This window comes from Clostridium sp. AM28-20LB (assembly GCF_003480665.1).
Taxonomy (GTDB): domain Bacteria; phylum Bacillota; class Clostridia; order Lachnospirales; family Lachnospiraceae; genus Otoolea; species Otoolea fessa.
In genome coordinates this window covers 198,163-213,668 of record NZ_QUJN01000004.1, presented here as the reverse complement: position 1 = coordinate 213,668, position 15,506 = coordinate 198,163, and the positions used below count along the sequence as shown (strand labels likewise).

Annotated in this window: 13 protein-coding genes; 3 read left to right on the top strand and 10 right to left on the bottom strand. The window is 44.5% G+C overall.

What is annotated here, in order from left to right:
- Nucleotides 1-30 precede the first annotated feature (30 nt).
- Nucleotides 31-567 (top strand): TIGR00730 family Rossman fold protein, encoded by a 537-nt coding sequence (locus DW739_RS10275; protein ID WP_107001131.1) that lies wholly within the window; start codon nucleotides 31-33, stop codon nucleotides 565-567.
- A 79-nt stretch (nucleotides 568-646) separates the two neighbouring features.
- Nucleotides 647-1,090: a GNAT family N-acetyltransferase gene (locus tag DW739_RS10270; RefSeq protein WP_118492283.1), complete on the top strand. Its 444-nt coding sequence runs from the start codon at nucleotides 647-649 to the stop codon at nucleotides 1,088-1,090.
- 301 nt (nucleotides 1,091-1,391) lie between these two features.
- On the opposite strand, the gene DW739_RS10265 is transcribed toward DW739_RS10270, so the two are convergent.
- The 9 genes from DW739_RS10265 to DW739_RS10220 all read right to left on the bottom strand — a co-directional run bounded on the left by DW739_RS10265 (nucleotide 1,392) and on the right by DW739_RS10220 (nucleotide 13,256).
- A complete protein-coding gene (locus DW739_RS10265) occupies nucleotides 1,392-3,836 on the bottom strand; it encodes an ABC transporter permease (protein ID WP_118743008.1) in 2,445 nt (814 codons plus the stop codon).
- The gene (locus DW739_RS10260) at nucleotides 3,833-4,507 is read right to left on the bottom strand and encodes an ABC transporter ATP-binding protein (protein WP_006426335.1); all 675 of its coding nucleotides are present in this window, start codon (nucleotides 4,505-4,507) and stop codon (nucleotides 3,833-3,835) included. The genes DW739_RS10265 and DW739_RS10260 overlap by 4 nt, the downstream gene beginning before the upstream one ends.
- Before the next feature lie 176 nt (nucleotides 4,508-4,683).
- A complete protein-coding gene (locus DW739_RS10255; RefSeq protein WP_014080196.1) occupies nucleotides 4,684-6,366 on the bottom strand; it encodes a recombinase family protein in 1,683 nt (560 codons plus the stop codon).
- Nucleotides 6,367-6,484: 118 nt separating this feature from the next.
- Complete coding sequence (locus DW739_RS10250) at nucleotides 6,485-6,751, bottom strand: DUF6870 family protein (protein ID WP_007884026.1); 267 nt, start codon at nucleotides 6,749-6,751, stop codon at nucleotides 6,485-6,487.
- A 469-nt stretch (nucleotides 6,752-7,220) separates the two neighbouring features.
- Complete coding sequence (locus tag DW739_RS10245; protein ID WP_014080198.1) at nucleotides 7,221-7,631, bottom strand: sigma-70 family RNA polymerase sigma factor; 411 nt, start codon at nucleotides 7,629-7,631, stop codon at nucleotides 7,221-7,223.
- 580 nt (nucleotides 7,632-8,211) lie between these two features.
- Nucleotides 8,212-10,722 carry an ABC transporter permease gene (locus DW739_RS10235; RefSeq protein ID WP_118544538.1) on the bottom strand — a complete coding sequence of 837 codons (2,511 nt, stop codon included), beginning with the start codon at nucleotides 10,720-10,722 and terminating at the stop codon, nucleotides 8,212-8,214.
- 15 nt (nucleotides 10,723-10,737) lie between these two features.
- Entirely contained in the window at nucleotides 10,738-11,403 is a 666-nt protein-coding gene (locus DW739_RS10230; protein ID WP_005335790.1) for an ABC transporter ATP-binding protein, read from the bottom strand.
- A gap of 141 nt (nucleotides 11,404-11,544) precedes the next feature.
- Complete coding sequence (locus tag DW739_RS10225; RefSeq protein ID WP_117461331.1) at nucleotides 11,545-12,576, bottom strand: HAMP domain-containing sensor histidine kinase; 1,032 nt, start codon at nucleotides 12,574-12,576, stop codon at nucleotides 11,545-11,547.
- Nucleotides 12,573-13,256 (bottom strand): response regulator transcription factor, encoded by a 684-nt coding sequence (locus DW739_RS10220; RefSeq protein WP_117461330.1) that lies wholly within the window; start codon nucleotides 13,254-13,256, stop codon nucleotides 12,573-12,575. The genes DW739_RS10225 and DW739_RS10220 overlap by 4 nt, the downstream gene beginning before the upstream one ends.
- Nucleotides 13,257-13,502: 246 nt before the next feature.
- On the opposite strand from DW739_RS10220, the gene DW739_RS10215 reads away from it, so the two are divergent.
- The gene (locus tag DW739_RS10215) at nucleotides 13,503-13,862 is read left to right on the top strand and encodes a helix-turn-helix domain-containing protein (RefSeq protein ID WP_054754179.1); all 360 of its coding nucleotides are present in this window, start codon (nucleotides 13,503-13,505) and stop codon (nucleotides 13,860-13,862) included.
- 201 nt (nucleotides 13,863-14,063) lie between these two features.
- Here DW739_RS10215 and DW739_RS10210 read toward each other — a convergent pair whose 3' ends face one another.
- Nucleotides 14,064-15,410, bottom strand: a complete 1,347-nt coding sequence (locus tag DW739_RS10210; RefSeq protein WP_182427977.1) for a relaxase/mobilization nuclease domain-containing protein — start codon at nucleotides 15,408-15,410, stop codon at nucleotides 14,064-14,066.
- Between the last annotated feature and the right edge of the window lie 96 nt (nucleotides 15,411-15,506).

Here is a 15,506-nt window from a genome sequence, read left to right as displayed (position 1 = left end):
AAAATCGGAAGTTGTAGGAGGAAATTTTTAATGAATATAACGGTTTATCTTGGGGCAAATGAAGGAAATGACCCATGCTTACGAAAAGCAGTTGAGGAATTGGGGGCATGGATTGGAAACAGTGGAAATGCACTTGTTTACGGCGGTTCTAAAGGTGGTTTAATGGGAGCATTGGCAGACAGTGTATTGAAGGCAGGCGGTGATGTTACGGGTGTTGAGCCGAATTTTTTTATTGAAAATGAGTTTCAACATGATGGACTGACAAAACTGATTGTGACTAAGGATATGTCTGAGAGAAAAAACAAAATGATTGAGTTAGGAGAAGCCTTTATTGCCTTCCCGGGCGGCACGGGAACATTGGAGGAAATTGCAGAGGTAATGTCGAAGGTGTCTTTGAAACATCTGGAGGCACCCTGCATTCTCTACAACCTGAACGGTTACTACGATGATTTGAAAGCACTTCTAAATCATATGATTGAAAAAGGATTATCTTCTAACGAGCGACAGGAGGGAATCTTTTTTGTTGAAAATCTGGATGATATAAAGCGAATCTTGAGACGGGCATAACTTATGTTTGCACAGTAAAATGGAGTTGCATTAGCGAAAGACAGAGCACGATCAATTCCAATTTGACGGAGTAATGGATATGAAAATCCGAGAAGTGAACGAAAATAAAAAGCAATTTATATCATTATTGTTATTAGCTGATGAACAGGAGAGCATGGTTGAGCGCTATCTTGAAAAAGGTACTATGTATGTGCTTGAAGACAATGATGAAAAAGCAGAATGTGTTGTTACCGATGAAGGTAATGGAATACTTGAAATCAAGAATATCGCAGTCGATCCGGAAAATCAGAGAAAGGGCTATGGCAAAGCACTAATTGATTTTCTTGCCAGTAAATATGCAGATGAATATTCTGTTTTGCAAGTTGGAACAGGTGACAGTCCATTGACGATACCATTTTATGAAAAATGTGGGTTTGTTCGTTCTCACAAGATTCCCCATTTCTTTACTGACAATTATGACCACCCAATTTATGAGGGCGGTGTACAGTTGATAGATATGATATATTTGCAAAGATGTTTATAACTTCCAGTATTTGTCAACTTCTTACTTTTGCTCATATTATCACCTCATCAAATTCCGATTGAGATTTCACCTGTTTTAAGAGATTTAATAACTGTTATATTTTCTTATTAAATTCTCCGCAAACCCTTGAAAACACTGGATTTGTCGCAGGTGAGCTTTCCCTTATTTTTTCCCTTGTGTTATATATTCCCATATAAGTTTACAAACTCTGATAAGGGAAAATACAAGGGCACAGAATCTTTTGACGTATACTCGCAAACCAAGCTGTCACTCATTGTCCGAGTGACAGCCTGGTTACTTGCTATCCCTGATACCTTATTCTTTCTACCAGCGTTTCCTTTTTCAGATTACTGCTTAAAACGCAGGAAAGCACAATCTGCAAAAGGCTGACCAGCAAAATCATAGCAAGAATTGGTGTAATTGGAACATGATAGACATTCATTCCAAATATCCCATTATGCTTTGCATAGGCAAAGAGCACGTAGCCAAGTGGCAGACCAACGACAAGTGCTACACATATGGTGCCAACCGTAAAAATCAGTCCCTGTAACTGCAGACATAAATTTAATTGTTTATTTGTCATACCCACAGCCTGTAATACACCATATTCCTGCTTTTTTATCGTAATATTCATGATCATGGTGTTTGCCATATTCATAAAACCGATGAATCCTACAACCGCCATAAACAGATAACAGCCAAGCTTCATCGTGCGAGCTGAGAATTCTGCAGATTGTAACTGCGCATGATAAGTACCCATTTTTATATGCGAAGTATTAGAAATCAATGTATTCAGATTTTGCTCCACAGATGCCACATCTTTTTTGTCACAGTCCACCCACAGATAGCCATAGGCTGTTCCTCTCGGATTCATGGAACGGTATACACCTTCTGGAATGACAAGATAAGTGTCCGCGCTTACAAAGGATCCTGCAATCTTTCCCTGATAGGTATAGGTTTCACTTCCATTCTCAAAGTCAAATGCAATGGATTCACCCGGAGCATATCCATCTTGTTCCATCCACGTTGACCAGCCAAAGAAAATATCACCATTCTTTACCGCCTGATCATAGTCCATAGAGCCAATATCCCCATCCTGGCGCATAAAATCAAAATCATTTTTACTCACAATATCAGCCGGAAATCTTGTTCCGTTCAGATTTACAGAGACTATCTCTCTCGTCATGACATCTGTCACTCCCGGAATGCTTTTGATTTCTTCAATCAGCGAATCATTCAATGGATTATCCGTCAGAATCGTATCCAGATTATTCTCCGGATATCTTTCATCATACTCAGCAGAATAGTCAAGCTGCAGTTCAAATTGTCCATGATTAACGGAAAGACGTGCTTCATGCTCCGTGTCAATATTTCCCACATAATTAGAAATAATCACAAACAATGCGCAGGAAAGCCCCAGTGTGAGGATGGTACCAATGGTTCTTTTTTGGTTACCCATTACATTTGCCATTGCCATAGAAAACACGGTGACATTTTTTCTGCCATTTCGTTTTCCTTTTTTTTGTGTTTCTGCATTTTCTAAATACCGTATTGCTTCGATAGGTGAAATCCGTGAAACAATTTTCATTGGTTTACGCAGTGCCAAAGCAACGGTAAGAAATGATACGAAAATACAGAGAAACATAACAGGCAGGGAAAACAGAGGCACCTGCTGATTTTGAACTCCCATAGAGCCAGTTCCGGTTGATACAAGGTTCCCCTGTTCTACCAGCCAGTTAAAACCGCATTTTGCAATCAGAAAGCCCAGAAGCAATCCAACCGGTATTGAAAAAATTGTCAAAAAAATGCCCTCTCTGAAGATCAGTTGTTTCATCTGCTTTTTTGTTGCTCCCAGAGCCTTGATTTTTCCATACTCCTGTATCTTGTTGGCAATACCGACCTGAAAAATATTATAAATGACCACAACAGAGAAAAGTACAATTGCAAGAATCAACCCCCCGCATACCGCAATCGTTTCATAACTCGGCTGCAAGACCCATTGCAAATAGAGATCATTGACTATAACGTTTTTTTCTTCGATCCCACAAGCTGCTGCAATCTGCTTTATAACCGAATCAATATTATTCATAGATACATTTGCAGAATCATTTAAAGTAAAATAAATATTATACTGTCTGTCATTCTCTGCGACGTGCTCATCATAAAACTCCTGTGACCCGAAAGCAACATAAGATGCCTCGATGGTATACTCATCCCGATCATATAGGATTCCGCTGACAACAAATTCTTCCGGCTTATATTCTGACTGCATCCCTGCGCGGTAATCCAGTGTAACCGTATCTCCGATCTTTACATCACCATACCCCATTGCACGAAAAAATGCTCTTCCTGCGGCAATTTCCTGCATTTTTTCCGGATACTTTCCTTCCTTCAACTCATATTCTTTATTATAAGGAAGCATTTTTCTTGCAGTCTCATCCATGCAGACAAACCCGCCTTTTTCATTGCCTTTTATGATACCTTCGGTGCACATAGTGCCTGTAGCATCTATTTCCGCACGGCGGTTTACTTCTTTTAACTGCGATCCGTCTGCGGAAACAAACAGACCATAATTGCTTCCATATGATCCTGCCGCCTGACTTTTCTGTAAATGAATTACCCCATTTCCCACAGTACTGATGATAACAAGCAGCATCGTGGTCAGACAGATTGCCATCATGATCAGTATACTTCTTGTCCTGTTCCTTTTGTCATTGCTATATGCAATCCTGCTTATTGTCTTCATCTGAAATCCACCACCTGTCCATCCTCAATCACCAGAATGCGATCAGCGACCTGTGCAATTTCGTCATCATGGGTAATCATTACAATTGTCTGTCCATATTTTTTTGCTGTCATCTTAAGCAGAGCGATTACCTCATCACTGGTCTTAGAATCAAGATTTCCTGTCGGCTCATCTGCAAATATAATTTCTGGACGATTCACCAGTGCTCTTGCAATTGCTACTCTCTGCTGCTGTCCTCCGGATAACTGATTTGGCAGATTATAAATCCGGTTTTCAATCCCCAGAGTTGCAATAATATCATTTACATACGCTTCATCCACTTTTCTTCCATCCAGCCCCAGTGGCAGTACGATATTTTCCCAGACATTAACAGATGAAACCAGATTAAATGCCTGAAAAACAAATCCGATTTTTCTTCTGCGGAAAACAGCAAGGGCATCTTCCTTCATCCTGTATAAATCTTTACCGGCTAAAGTAACACTGCCTTTTGTAGGGGTGTCAAGCCCTCCAAGCATATGAAGTAATGTACTTTTACCGGAACCTGACTTTCCGACAATTGCGACAAATTCTCCCTGCTCAATCTGAATGTCCACCTGATTGACCGCTTTGACCTGATTCTCACCCGCGCCATAAAATTTACAAAGCTGCTTGGTTTCTAATATCACACTCATGTGTTGCCTCCTTTTCATCTTACATCCAAATTGTATCAGGGCAATCTTTCATTTCACTTTCAAAAAACGAGCAGAAGTCTTACAGAATTGTAAGATTTCTGCCCACTTAAAATTTAACCAACATATGATTAGCGCCTATTAGGAAAACACACTGTCAAAGGGGTTTGTAGCGGGGGTTAGCCCGCTACTGCGGTATCTTCCGTAGTGTTGATTTCAATGTACTCGGCAATCTTGCGGAGCTCGTCAGCAAATTTGAATTTCACGCTGATATTGCCGTTTTCATAGACCTTGATATAGTCCACAAGTTCAACCAAGATTTCACGGTTGAGGGCTTCAATGTTCTGATACTTCATAAAGGCTACCAGTGCAGGATGCTCATTGTCCACACCGTTTGCCAGTTCTGCGCGTTCAGCGTTCAGCCGGGTAAGCACCGCGGAAATATCAGAAGTCTGCCGTTCATAGTCAGCCTTCATATCCCGGTATTCCTGCTGGGTGATTTCACCGTCTTTCCAGTCCTGATAAAGAGATTGCTTGTAGCGTGTTATCTTTGTCAGTTCCCGCTCTTTTGCAGCTATCAGATCGTCCAGTCGGTAAGACTGGCTTTTTTTGATTGGAGCGGAATTGATCTGCGTGACGATTTCCGAGTAGGAAACAGCCAAATGTACCTGATGCTGTACAGCGAACAAAACAGCAGCCTCCAGCCGTTCATGCTTGATTGAGTGCATGGTGCAGGCTGTCCGGGAACGGTTCTTGTAGGTTGAGCAAGAATAATATACATTGTTGTTCTTGCCAACGCATCGGGTAATGGCCCGCCCGCAATCGGCACATTTCAGAAAGCCGCTGAATAAATGTACCTCACGGCCTTTCGGGGAAGTACGGGTATCACGCTGTAAGAGAGCCTGTACCTTGTCGAAAGTTTCATAGTCGATAATGGCCTCATGCGTTCCAGCCACTTCCACCCATTCCTCGCGTGGAACAGCTTCAATCTGGTGTACCTTGTAGCTTTTCACCCGGCTTCGGCCTTGGGCTAAATCCCCGGTGTAGGTCGGATTGGTAAGAATGGAGTGGATCATGCGGACTCCCCACATAGGATCGTCATACCCTCTTGTCGAAACAGGCAAGCCCTTTTGTACCTTGTAAGCCGAGGGGCTCGGTACGCCGTGTTCGTTCAGGTACAGCGCGATAGCACGTTTTGATGACCCTTGAATAAGCATTGTGAAAATGAGTTTGACATTTTCAGCAGCATCGGGATCAACAATCAGCCTGTGCTTGTCCTTTGGGTGCTTTACATAGCCGTAAGGAGCAAATGCTCCGATATACTGGCCGTTGCGCCGTTTGTAATCAAATACCTGCCGGATCTTTTTGGAAGTCTGATAGCAGTAATTATCGTTCATCACGTTTGTAATGGGAACGATGATATTTGAAACGCTGTCGGGGTTCTTGTAGCTGTCCACATTCTCAGCAAGGCTGATAAAGCGAACACCCATTTGAACAAACAGGTTGTCGATCAAACTTCCGGCATCGCTATAATTTCGTGCGAAGCGGGACAGGTCTTTTACTATAACGCAGTTGATTTTACCACTCATGACATCCGCCAAGAGCCGTTGAAAATCTTCACGGTTGGCGTCCGTTCCAGTATGACCATCATCCACATATTCCGTGATGCTTTCAAACTCGTCAATGTTTCGTCGGTAAAAATCGTTCAGTAGGTCACGCTGGTTCTTTACGCTGTTGCTATCGTCTTTTCCTTTTTTCAAATCTTCCTTTGAAAGCCGGATATAGATGCCCAGCCGCCAGCGGCGGATTGTGTAAGAGGGAGAGAAACTCTGCTGATACCCTCTGTTTTTTGCTCGTGCCATTGTTCCTCCTTCCCTATCACATTACACTTATATTATAACTCTGTCCGGGGAGGACAACAAGGATGCCTCCACTTCGGGACACTTTGTCTCGAAGAAGCAAAACGAGCTGTAACCGAAGTTACAGCCCGCTTCTTTGCCGCAGCAGGAAATCCGTCAGCTTATCTTGGAGAGATGGCCCGCTTTCAGCAAATTCAATTTTCACGCCAACACCACCGATGCAAAAGCAGTATGGATTTTTGACAGTCTGCAAAAATCGAGAGATGCGCTCCTTTCGGGAAAGCGCATTGTCAAAGGTCATACCGCTCACATCAGGCAGGGACTCGGCAGCCACCGCGCCAATGTCAACGCTTCTCATTTGTTCAAGTTCCTGTGTAGTTAATTTCACGGTAAACCTCCTTCGCAGATTGATAGAACGCCTCCCTCTGTTTGGTGGGGAAACGCAACAGACCAGCACCGCCGGGATGCTGGTCTGTTGCCTTACTCCACCTTGGGACACTTTGTCTCGAGGTTTATTATAGTTTTTGAATATTAGAGAGCGCCGCACATATTTACTTGGCCTGTCCAAAGACAATCGTTATTTTCTGTGCGGCGCTCTCAACGCAAGCAAAGCGACAAGCCCGGAGGAACAGGCAGCCAACCTGTTCAGCACCGGATCATGGCCTTGGGATGGCTGGGCCCATTTACAGTGTTGGTGTTGTTCGCTCAATCTCTTTTGGGAAATGTCACCGCGCACCCACCGTCTGGCGCCCCGTACTTACTCAGGGTTGCCGTTATTCCCTTGCGTTAGGAAGAAAACCTCCTCTCATAAACCGAGACATTTTTTCATCAATTCCAAGTGGGTTAAGAAGAAAAAATCAAAAAGTTTTTTTCATGCGTTCAAGGCCACGCTTGATCGACTGGCGAATAGACTCCTCATGTACGCCCTCGGCCTCGGCAATTTCCTTAATCGACTTGCCAAGAATGATATGTGCGTCAATTCTGCGGCCCTGGATCTCCGGCAGAGAATTGAGAGCGTTCCACAGACGAAGAAAGGTTTCCATCCGTTCAAGGAGCTCCTGCGGGGTCGGCTCATGCAGGCAAGCGGAATATTCAATCCCGTCATCGCAGTCCAGAGAATACTGCGCCTTGTGCCGGGAGAGCCGCCGCTGGTAGGCCATTTCATAGCGGGCATCGGCCTTGAATACCTCGGCCACCTCGTCAGAAACTTCGATAAGCTGATCCTGCGTGTACCAATAATAAAAATCTTTCAAATTGATAGTAGTCATCGTAAAATCCTCCATTTCAGTTTGTTCGGGGTTGGTCGGAAACGAAATGGAGTAACGGCGGAGAACGGCACCGCACCTCGGGACACTTTGTCTCGAAGTCTGGAAAGCAAAATGCGCCTGTGCGACACAAGGCCGCACAAGCGCACGAAAAAGTATTATCGGTTATGTACTGTTTAATTTCATGTTCAAAACCGGACTGCTCCGACGGAGGGGCTACGCTTTTTTTAGCTGGTGCAGATCACGCGAACAATGAAATAATAAAATGAACACGGCAAAATAACCTCCCATCGGCTACCGTGTCCCTACAAGTCGTCATTGGTTTGTGTAGACGCAAAGAAACGGCGGCTCTGAAAATCAAAGCCGCCGTTTCAAATGGGCGTGTTGATAGGCTGCTGTACGACGGCTTTTTTTCTTTTGCCGTCGTGCGGCAGCTTGTTCCTTTTGCGCTTATCTTAACAAGCAATCCTCACAGAAATGTCACTGACACACGCTGTTTCGACAGAATAATGGGCTGAAATCTCACGAACCTGTGAGATTTGAAAAACCGGGAGAATAATCTCCCGGTTTTCATCGCAAATATTTAATTCTGCCGCAGTCTCTCTACAACGCTTTGCTTAACATTTTGCATGAAAGTTATGACGGGGGTTGCCAAGCAGACCAGCAAAACAATAGCTGCGACAACCAACAGAGAAATTACAGGATAGTGAAAAGCTGCATAAGGAACCATTCTTCTAAAGGCTGAGTATATTGGAATATATATCGCTGTTCCCAGTGTGGCAAGCAGTAGGAAAGAAATACTCCAATAATACCCGCCTTCCCAAAGCAATACATTTCTAATTTGCTTTTTCGTCATTCCTATACTTTCAAGTGTTGCAAATTCATGTTTCCGAGTATTTACACTAACAACCATTGTGTTAATGAAATTCATAATTCCTATCAGCAAAAATACAGCGGACAACCCTGCGGCTATAATCCTTGAGGTCAGCAAATATCCGGCCATTTCTTGCTGCTTTTCATATCGTGACAGAATCGTAATGCCCGGTGACGAAGCAGTAATGGATTGAAGCTGCTCCATAATCCCTTTGTCATAACTGCTATCAATCGTATCAAAAGCAATCCGAAAGATTTTGGTTTCTCCAGACAACTTCTCTATTGCCTGCTCACTGATATACAAATCAGGGGCAGTACCTCTCTCATTTCCTCGACCATTCTGAAAATCAGCGTCCAGAAAGCCAGTTGCCACTGTAAAGACCTGTTCCCCGGACTCACCGACAACGGTGATTGCTTGCCCTGGCTGAATCAATAGGTTTCCCTCATCATCCGTCATAGCGGACAAAACCACCAACTCTCCCTTTTCAAAGGCGGTTAAGTCAATAGGCTTATCAAGCGTTTTATTAAGTTCTTCGATATATCTGGAATCTATTCCGTAAACGCCGCTCCAAAAATTATCTGTATAGTTTTTTCGTGTTTCCGCATTTGAAAAATCAAGACCTGATACGCCATCCAAGGAATCAATATATTTCCCGAATACATTTTCGTCGTAAATGACATCCATAGTGGGCCACGGTGAAGCAGAATAAGTGACGCGCAGATTTTCAATTCCCTGCATTGTTTCAATTTGCTGCAACATTTCATCAGAGAGCAGGTTTCCTTCTTCGGAAATGCTGTAAGTCAATGCGAAATCACTTTCTCCCCATTGATTTACAAAATTGTCGGGACTTAGGCTTGATAGTAGACCAGCAGAAACCAAAAACAATATTAAGCCTAAAAATAAGGACGCAAAAGTAAGGAAAGCGCTTTTAGGGTTTCTAAAAATATTATCTCGTGCCATCCGAGATAATTTTGTTCTATGGCTCTTATGATCTCGGTAACTCCTTGTATTTGCCTCCGTATAGCGTGAAGCCGCAACAGGAGAAATACTTGCAGCTATTTTCGCTGGTTTCATGCTGCCGATGATTGCAGTAAAAAATGTGAAGATTGCGGCACCCGCAAAAATAATGGGGGAAAAGGACACTATCTCCCCAAGGTCTGTATCGCTTGAGTACATCATATTCATGGCAAACGGAACAAGTCCAAGCGAAACAATACCACCGACAATCAGGCCGCTGGGAATACCGATCACCGCCGTTCTGAATATTTGAGAACGCACGATCCGCTTGATTTGTCTTTTTGTCGTGCCTATCGTTTTAAGCTGTCCATAGAATTGTGTATCTCTTGAAATTGAGATATACAGAATGTTATAAATCAGCAAATAGCCGCTGATAATGATAAAGACGATAATAGCAGCCAGTGGAAGAACAATGGTGGTGGAATTGCTCTGAGCAATAGGTACAATTTCAAAGGACTGACTTTCTGTAAACGAAATCTTCCGTTTTAGTTTTTCACAGGATCGCAGGGCATTACTGTCATCAGAAAAAGAAATCATTGCGGTAGACACACTATCAAAGGGAAGCCCTGTTTGTGTTGCAAAAAGCTCCGAAACATAAGCGGCACCACGGTTGCCTGCACGTGAAGCCGAATAATCTGTGTAATAGCCCGACAAAACAAATTCATCGGAGATATATTGATAATCTGTTCCGAGTTGATAGGAAAGGGAAATATTCATCCCTATCTGTGGATCATCAATCCCCATTGCACGCAAAGCCCATGTAGGGAGCATAATTTCATTTTTTGCTTGCGGATAATCTCCGTGTATATCCGAAATTGTTGGTACACGGTGTTCTTGCCATTCTGTTTCGTCTATCCAGGTAATACTCAGCAGGGCATCGTCCATTCCAGATGTATCAATGCTGCCCAATCTCTGACTGACACCAACTACGGATACCAAGCTGGATCGGCTCAATTCTTCATATTGTTCTTCTGAGAGGCTTGTAATTGCCACATCCGCAGTCGTGCCCATCGCACGAATTTGCTGCATTTGATAGGTTTCAAAATAACTGCACCCCAAACTAAATACAGATGTAATCATAAAGGCGGTCAAGAATAATGCGATGGTAACGAAAACATTTCTCTGCTTATTAGCGCGGTAGCTTCTTTTGGCAAGACGATTGATTGTTGCCTGATTATTGTTCCCAAATAAAATATCATCCATCAATGTCACCCCCTGTCACTGTGCGATTTTTCCGTCCTCAATACGGATAATTCGGTCGGCAAGCTGGGCAATTTCATTGTTATGGGTAATCATTACAAGCGTTTGATGGAACTTCTGACTTGTAACTTTCAGCAAACCAAGAACATCACTACTTGTCCGGCTATCCAAATTGCCTGTCGGTTCATCTGCAAGTATAATAGCTGGTTTGGAAACAAGGGCGCGGGCAATCGCTACACGCTGCTGCTGGCCGCCGGACAGATTGTTAGGCATACTGTTCAGCTTCCCATCGAGAGCCAACATTTTCACGACTTCATCCATAAACCGCTTGTCCACGGTATCACCATCCAGCTCCACCGGCAGGACAATATTTTCATAGACATTCAGCACAGGAACAAGATTGTAATTCTGAAAGATAAACCCGATGTTACGTCTGCGGAAGATGGTAAGCTGTTCATCCTTGAGTTTCGATAATTCTTTCCCTTTTACTTTAATACTGCCGGAAGTTGGCGTATCTAACCCGCCCATCATGTTCAGCAAAGTAGACTTACCGCTGCCGGAAGTACCAACAATGGCAACAAATTCACCTTCCTCAATGGATAGGGTCACGCCATCCAATGCTTTTGTAATGTTCGGTTCGGTGCCGTAATATTTCTTCAAATCTGTCGTTTGTAATATGTTCATATAGAACACCACCCTTTCTTTTTGATGGCTCTATCATAAAAGGTAAACCTCACAGAAATGTCACGGGAAACAAAATACCTCTGTTTAATTAAAGCTCAAATGTCATAGGCCTGTGACATTTTGTTTTTTAGCGTACTTATTTTATTGTCGAGGCAGAAAGACGGAAAAAGTTGAACCCCTCCCAACCTCGGATGTTACCCGGATATAACCGCCTTGCAAGGTTACGATCTCACGAGCCAGATATAGACCAATACCAATTCCATCTACATCATGTACGATGTCCTCTCGATAGAAACGCTTGAAAATTGCTCCCTGATGCTGTTCTGAAATGCCAATGCCTGTATCTGCAATGTCGATTTTCACATACATTTCCCAACTTTCAACCGAAACACGGATTTGACCGCCCTCCGGCGTATATTTCACTGCATTGTCCAAAATATTGAACAGTGCTTCGCTTGTCCATTTTCTGTCATGGGAAACGACCAAGTTCTCCGGGCAGTCCACTTGAACATTGATCTGTTTTTTCTCGGCGTTCAGAAGAATACCTCCCAATGCGGCGGCAAGCGTGTCATAAAGCGGCTGGCTTTTCTTTTCCAGAGAAATAACACCTGTTTCCAAACGAGAGGTTTTAATCATAGCCTGCATGAGAAAATCCAGTTTATCAAGCTGGCTGGCCTGTGCCGTTAGAAACTCTTTTTGTTTTTGCACAGGGACTTCATTTTCAAGCAGAGTGCTGTTAATCATTTTCAAGTTCGCAATCGGGGTCTTGACCTGATGGGAGATGTCGGAAATCAGTTCTTGCAGGTCAGCCCGTTCTTGTGCAATGCCGTTCTTGTTTTCCTGCATGACTTCATATAAACGGTTCAGCCGATATTCAATTTTATAGAAAAGACTTTCTTCTTCCACAGTCTGTTTCGGCTGCATATTCCCGGATAACATATCATCCATTAAACTGCAAAAAGCATCGGAGAACATTGCCAGTTTGCGGCGAACCAGCACCATAAAACAAACAGCGCAAACCAGCACAAAAATGCCGAACAATAATACATACCAGACAGCGGTTATATTTTGGGTCAGCCCATACAAAGCTGCTGAAACCGTCCCCATTGCCACCAGCAGGAGAACAGCAAAAAAGATACAGGCTTTGTTGACGGAAAGTTTTCGCACATTCATTTCAGCACTCCTCCGATCCACATATAGCCCATACCATATACCGTTTTGATATACTGACGGTCAGGTGTTTCGATTTTGTTTCGTACCCGGCTGATCGCCGCAGTCAGAGCGTGTTCATCCACAAAATTTCCGTCTGCGTCCCACAGCTTTTCCAACAAGACTTGCCGGGTCAAAACAATCTGCGGATTTTTCATCAGGATTTTCAAAAGTCGATATTCCAGTGGGGTGAATGTAAGTGGCTTTCCTGATAGAGTAGCACTCATTTCTGAAAAATTGATGGTCAGTGTGCCATCCTCATAAGTATCACCACCATATTGTTTTGTCAGCCTACCCAGCACTACCGCTAATTTCTTTTGAAAGACGCTCATAGGGAAAGGTTTTGTCACATAATCCTCTGCGCCCAGTTCATACCCTTTGAGCATATCGCTTTCCATATCATTTGCGGTCAGAAAAATAATAACGGTATCAGGGCGACGCTCTTTTATTTCCCGGCAGAAGTCAAAACCGTTCCCGTCCGGCAAATTTACATCCAGCACAATCAGGTCATAGTCCTGCTTTGTCAAGAAACTACTGGCCACTGATTTTGTCAGTGCAGAATCAACCGTATAGCCCGCAGTATTCAAGTTATAGCATAAAGTATTATTCAAAAGCCGATCATCCTCGACTACTAAAATTCGCATGGTATCACACTCCTTCATTTTCAGTATAGCACCCAAATGTCACAGAAACCTCACAATATTTCTGATTTTATTTTAGATACCAACCTCTGATCTTCGGGACAAATTGTCCCAAAGTTATAGGTATATTGTACCTCACATTTCCGCGATCATCAATTTTGCGTATGTGAAATTAAATAGTCAGTAGTATGAAATACACAGTCGTTCAAATAATATCACATGAAATGTAAAATCATATCAGGTGATGTTATGAAGATAGAACGAGATGAAAGACGCTTTGATTTTCACGATATAGGGCTCGCCATCAAGCGTGCAAGAGAAGCCAGCGGCATGACACAGGAGCAACTGGCCTATATTGTTGACCGCGCTCCGCGTACCATTATGTATAATGAAAATGATGGTCAGCATCCAAGCTTCAACACCTTTTATCAGATGGTTACAATGTTTGATATATCGGTGGATCAATACTTTTACCCGTCCCAGAATAGCGGGAGCGAGTGCAGGAAGCGGATTGATGCCATGTTGAACGCCTTGGACGAAAGAGAATTGAAAATCGTTGAAGCTACAATCCAAGCGATGAAAGCATCGAAAGAAACGGAGGAAACGTAAAAGAAAGCGTAACCTCCGTTTTTTGCGCCATGTTGCGGGTTGCGCGTTTTGGCAAGCAATTCGGGTGTGGCCACACTCCGAAATTTTTGCTGGCCGCAGGGCCCGCAAAAATGCTTGTTGGGGAGCTCCCCAAACCCGCTGTACTTCGGGACAAATTGTCCCAAAGTCCCGGTGTGCTGCACCGTAGTCTGCGGCCCGTCACTATCGTTCCTGGGCCTTATTTTCCCGCCCGTCCGTCACGCCGAGCAGATGGTCAATGTTCGCTTTGACCGCCACAGCCTGCCGCATATCCGCCTGGGCCTTGCGGTATTCCGCATAGAGGGCTTTTTTCTTTCCCGCCAATTCCTGGCGGGACTTTTTCATATCCGCCATCTTTGGCAGTTTTGCCCCGTCCAAAAGCTCATTCATAGTGGCCCGGGCCGCCCGATAAGCGGCAAGCTCCGCCTCATGCTCCGACATATATTTTTTACTGTACCGGGCCGCCTTGTAACCGTCAAACACGGGCCGGGTTTTTGCGTAGTCCACAGTAGCCGCCATGAGCCCGGAGGTCTTTTCCAGCTCCGCCTCCGTTTGCCGCAATTCCTCGGACAGCGTGTGAAAACGCGCTACTGCCTTTTCTGTACTGGCCGCCAGCGCCTCATAGTCCATCAAATCATTTTCCCGCAGATACTGGAGCGCAGCAGCCATCTGTTTCAGATTGTAAACCTTGGCCCACCGTTCATAAGCCGGGCCCTTGCCCTGTGCCATGCGCTCTTGAATGTCTATAATCAGATTGATACGCCGAGCAGGAGCCGGGGCCTCCTGCGTGAGCTCCGGGATCGGGCGTTTCCCGGCAATCACAGCCCGGATGTCCTCGGGATCAAAACCATCCCCGAGAGTGGATGCCCGCAGGCGGGTGGGCTTATCCTGCCCGGGAGCAAGGAAGGAGATCACACCGCCACGGCCATGCTTTACCGCAAAGCCGGACTCCTCCATAAGCCTCAGAAACGCTGGAAAATCGGCGGGCTGTTTTTGTAGGGACTCCACGATGGCCAGCCGTACCCGCTGCTTGGCAGAGGGTGGCTTTTCTCCGATCCACTGGCCATAGTGAAGAAAGCAGCCCTTGCTGTGCTGGCGCGGATTTTGGATAACAGACAGTTCATGTTCGATGCACACGCGGTCAGAGAGCCGCCGCAGGGCAAAGGACGAACCAATAAAATTATGAAATTTCCGGGAGCGGTCAAAGGCCGTTGCATTAAAATAAATGTGATTGTGGATATGGGCCTTATCGGTATGCGTACAGACAAAGAATTGATGCTTTCCCTTTGTCCAGCGCATCGCCGTTTCATAACCGATACGGTTTGCTTCTTCTGCCGTAACCTCCCCGGGCAGAAACGCCTGCCGGATCTGAAAGAACAGTGCCCCGCGAGATACGGCCCGGCCTGTCTCTGCAAGGTATTGACTTTTTACCAGAAGAAACTCGGCGGGAGCCGTGTTCGGATCGCAGAGATAGGAAGATACGGCTCCCAGCTTTTCCGGGTTCAGGCCATAGGTAAAACGATCCTCCATCGTTTGAATTGCACTTTTTCCCGCCGCTGTTTTATAAGGGCGGATGTAGGTGGTCGCCGTAAAAATCCCTCCTTCCGGCAAACAGTATTTTTACTT

Coding starts and splice junctions, on each gene's coding strand:
- DW739_RS10275 (WP_107001131.1), top strand. CDS start 31: ATGAATATAACGGTTTATCTTGGGGCAAATGAAGGAAATGACCCATGC.
- DW739_RS10270 (WP_118492283.1), top strand. CDS start 647: ATGAAAATCCGAGAAGTGAACGAAAATAAAAAGCAATTTATATCATTA.
- DW739_RS10265 (WP_118743008.1), bottom strand. CDS start 3,836: ATGAAGACAATAAGCAGGATTGCATATAGCAATGACAAAAGGAACAGG.
- DW739_RS10260 (WP_006426335.1), bottom strand. CDS start 4,507: ATGAGTGTGATATTAGAAACCAAGCAGCTTTGTAAATTTTATGGCGCG.
- DW739_RS10255 (WP_014080196.1), bottom strand. CDS start 6,366: ATGGCACGAGCAAAAAACAGAGGGTATCAGCAGAGTTTCTCTCCCTCT.
- DW739_RS10245 (WP_014080198.1), bottom strand. CDS start 7,631: ATGACTACTATCAATTTGAAAGATTTTTATTATTGGTACACGCAGGAT.
- DW739_RS10235 (WP_118544538.1), bottom strand. CDS start 10,722: ATGGATGATATTTTATTTGGGAACAATAATCAGGCAACAATCAATCGT.
- DW739_RS10230 (WP_005335790.1), bottom strand. CDS start 11,403: ATGAACATATTACAAACGACAGATTTGAAGAAATATTACGGCACCGAA.
- DW739_RS10225 (WP_117461331.1), bottom strand. CDS start 12,576: ATGAATGTGCGAAAACTTTCCGTCAACAAAGCCTGTATCTTTTTTGCT.
- DW739_RS10220 (WP_117461330.1), bottom strand. CDS start 13,256: ATGCGAATTTTAGTAGTCGAGGATGATCGGCTTTTGAATAATACTTTA.
- DW739_RS10215 (WP_054754179.1), top strand. CDS start 13,503: ATGAAGATAGAACGAGATGAAAGACGCTTTGATTTTCACGATATAGGG.
- DW739_RS10210 (WP_182427977.1), bottom strand. CDS start 15,410: ATGGAGGATCGTTTTACCTATGGCCTGAACCCGGAAAAGCTGGGAGCC.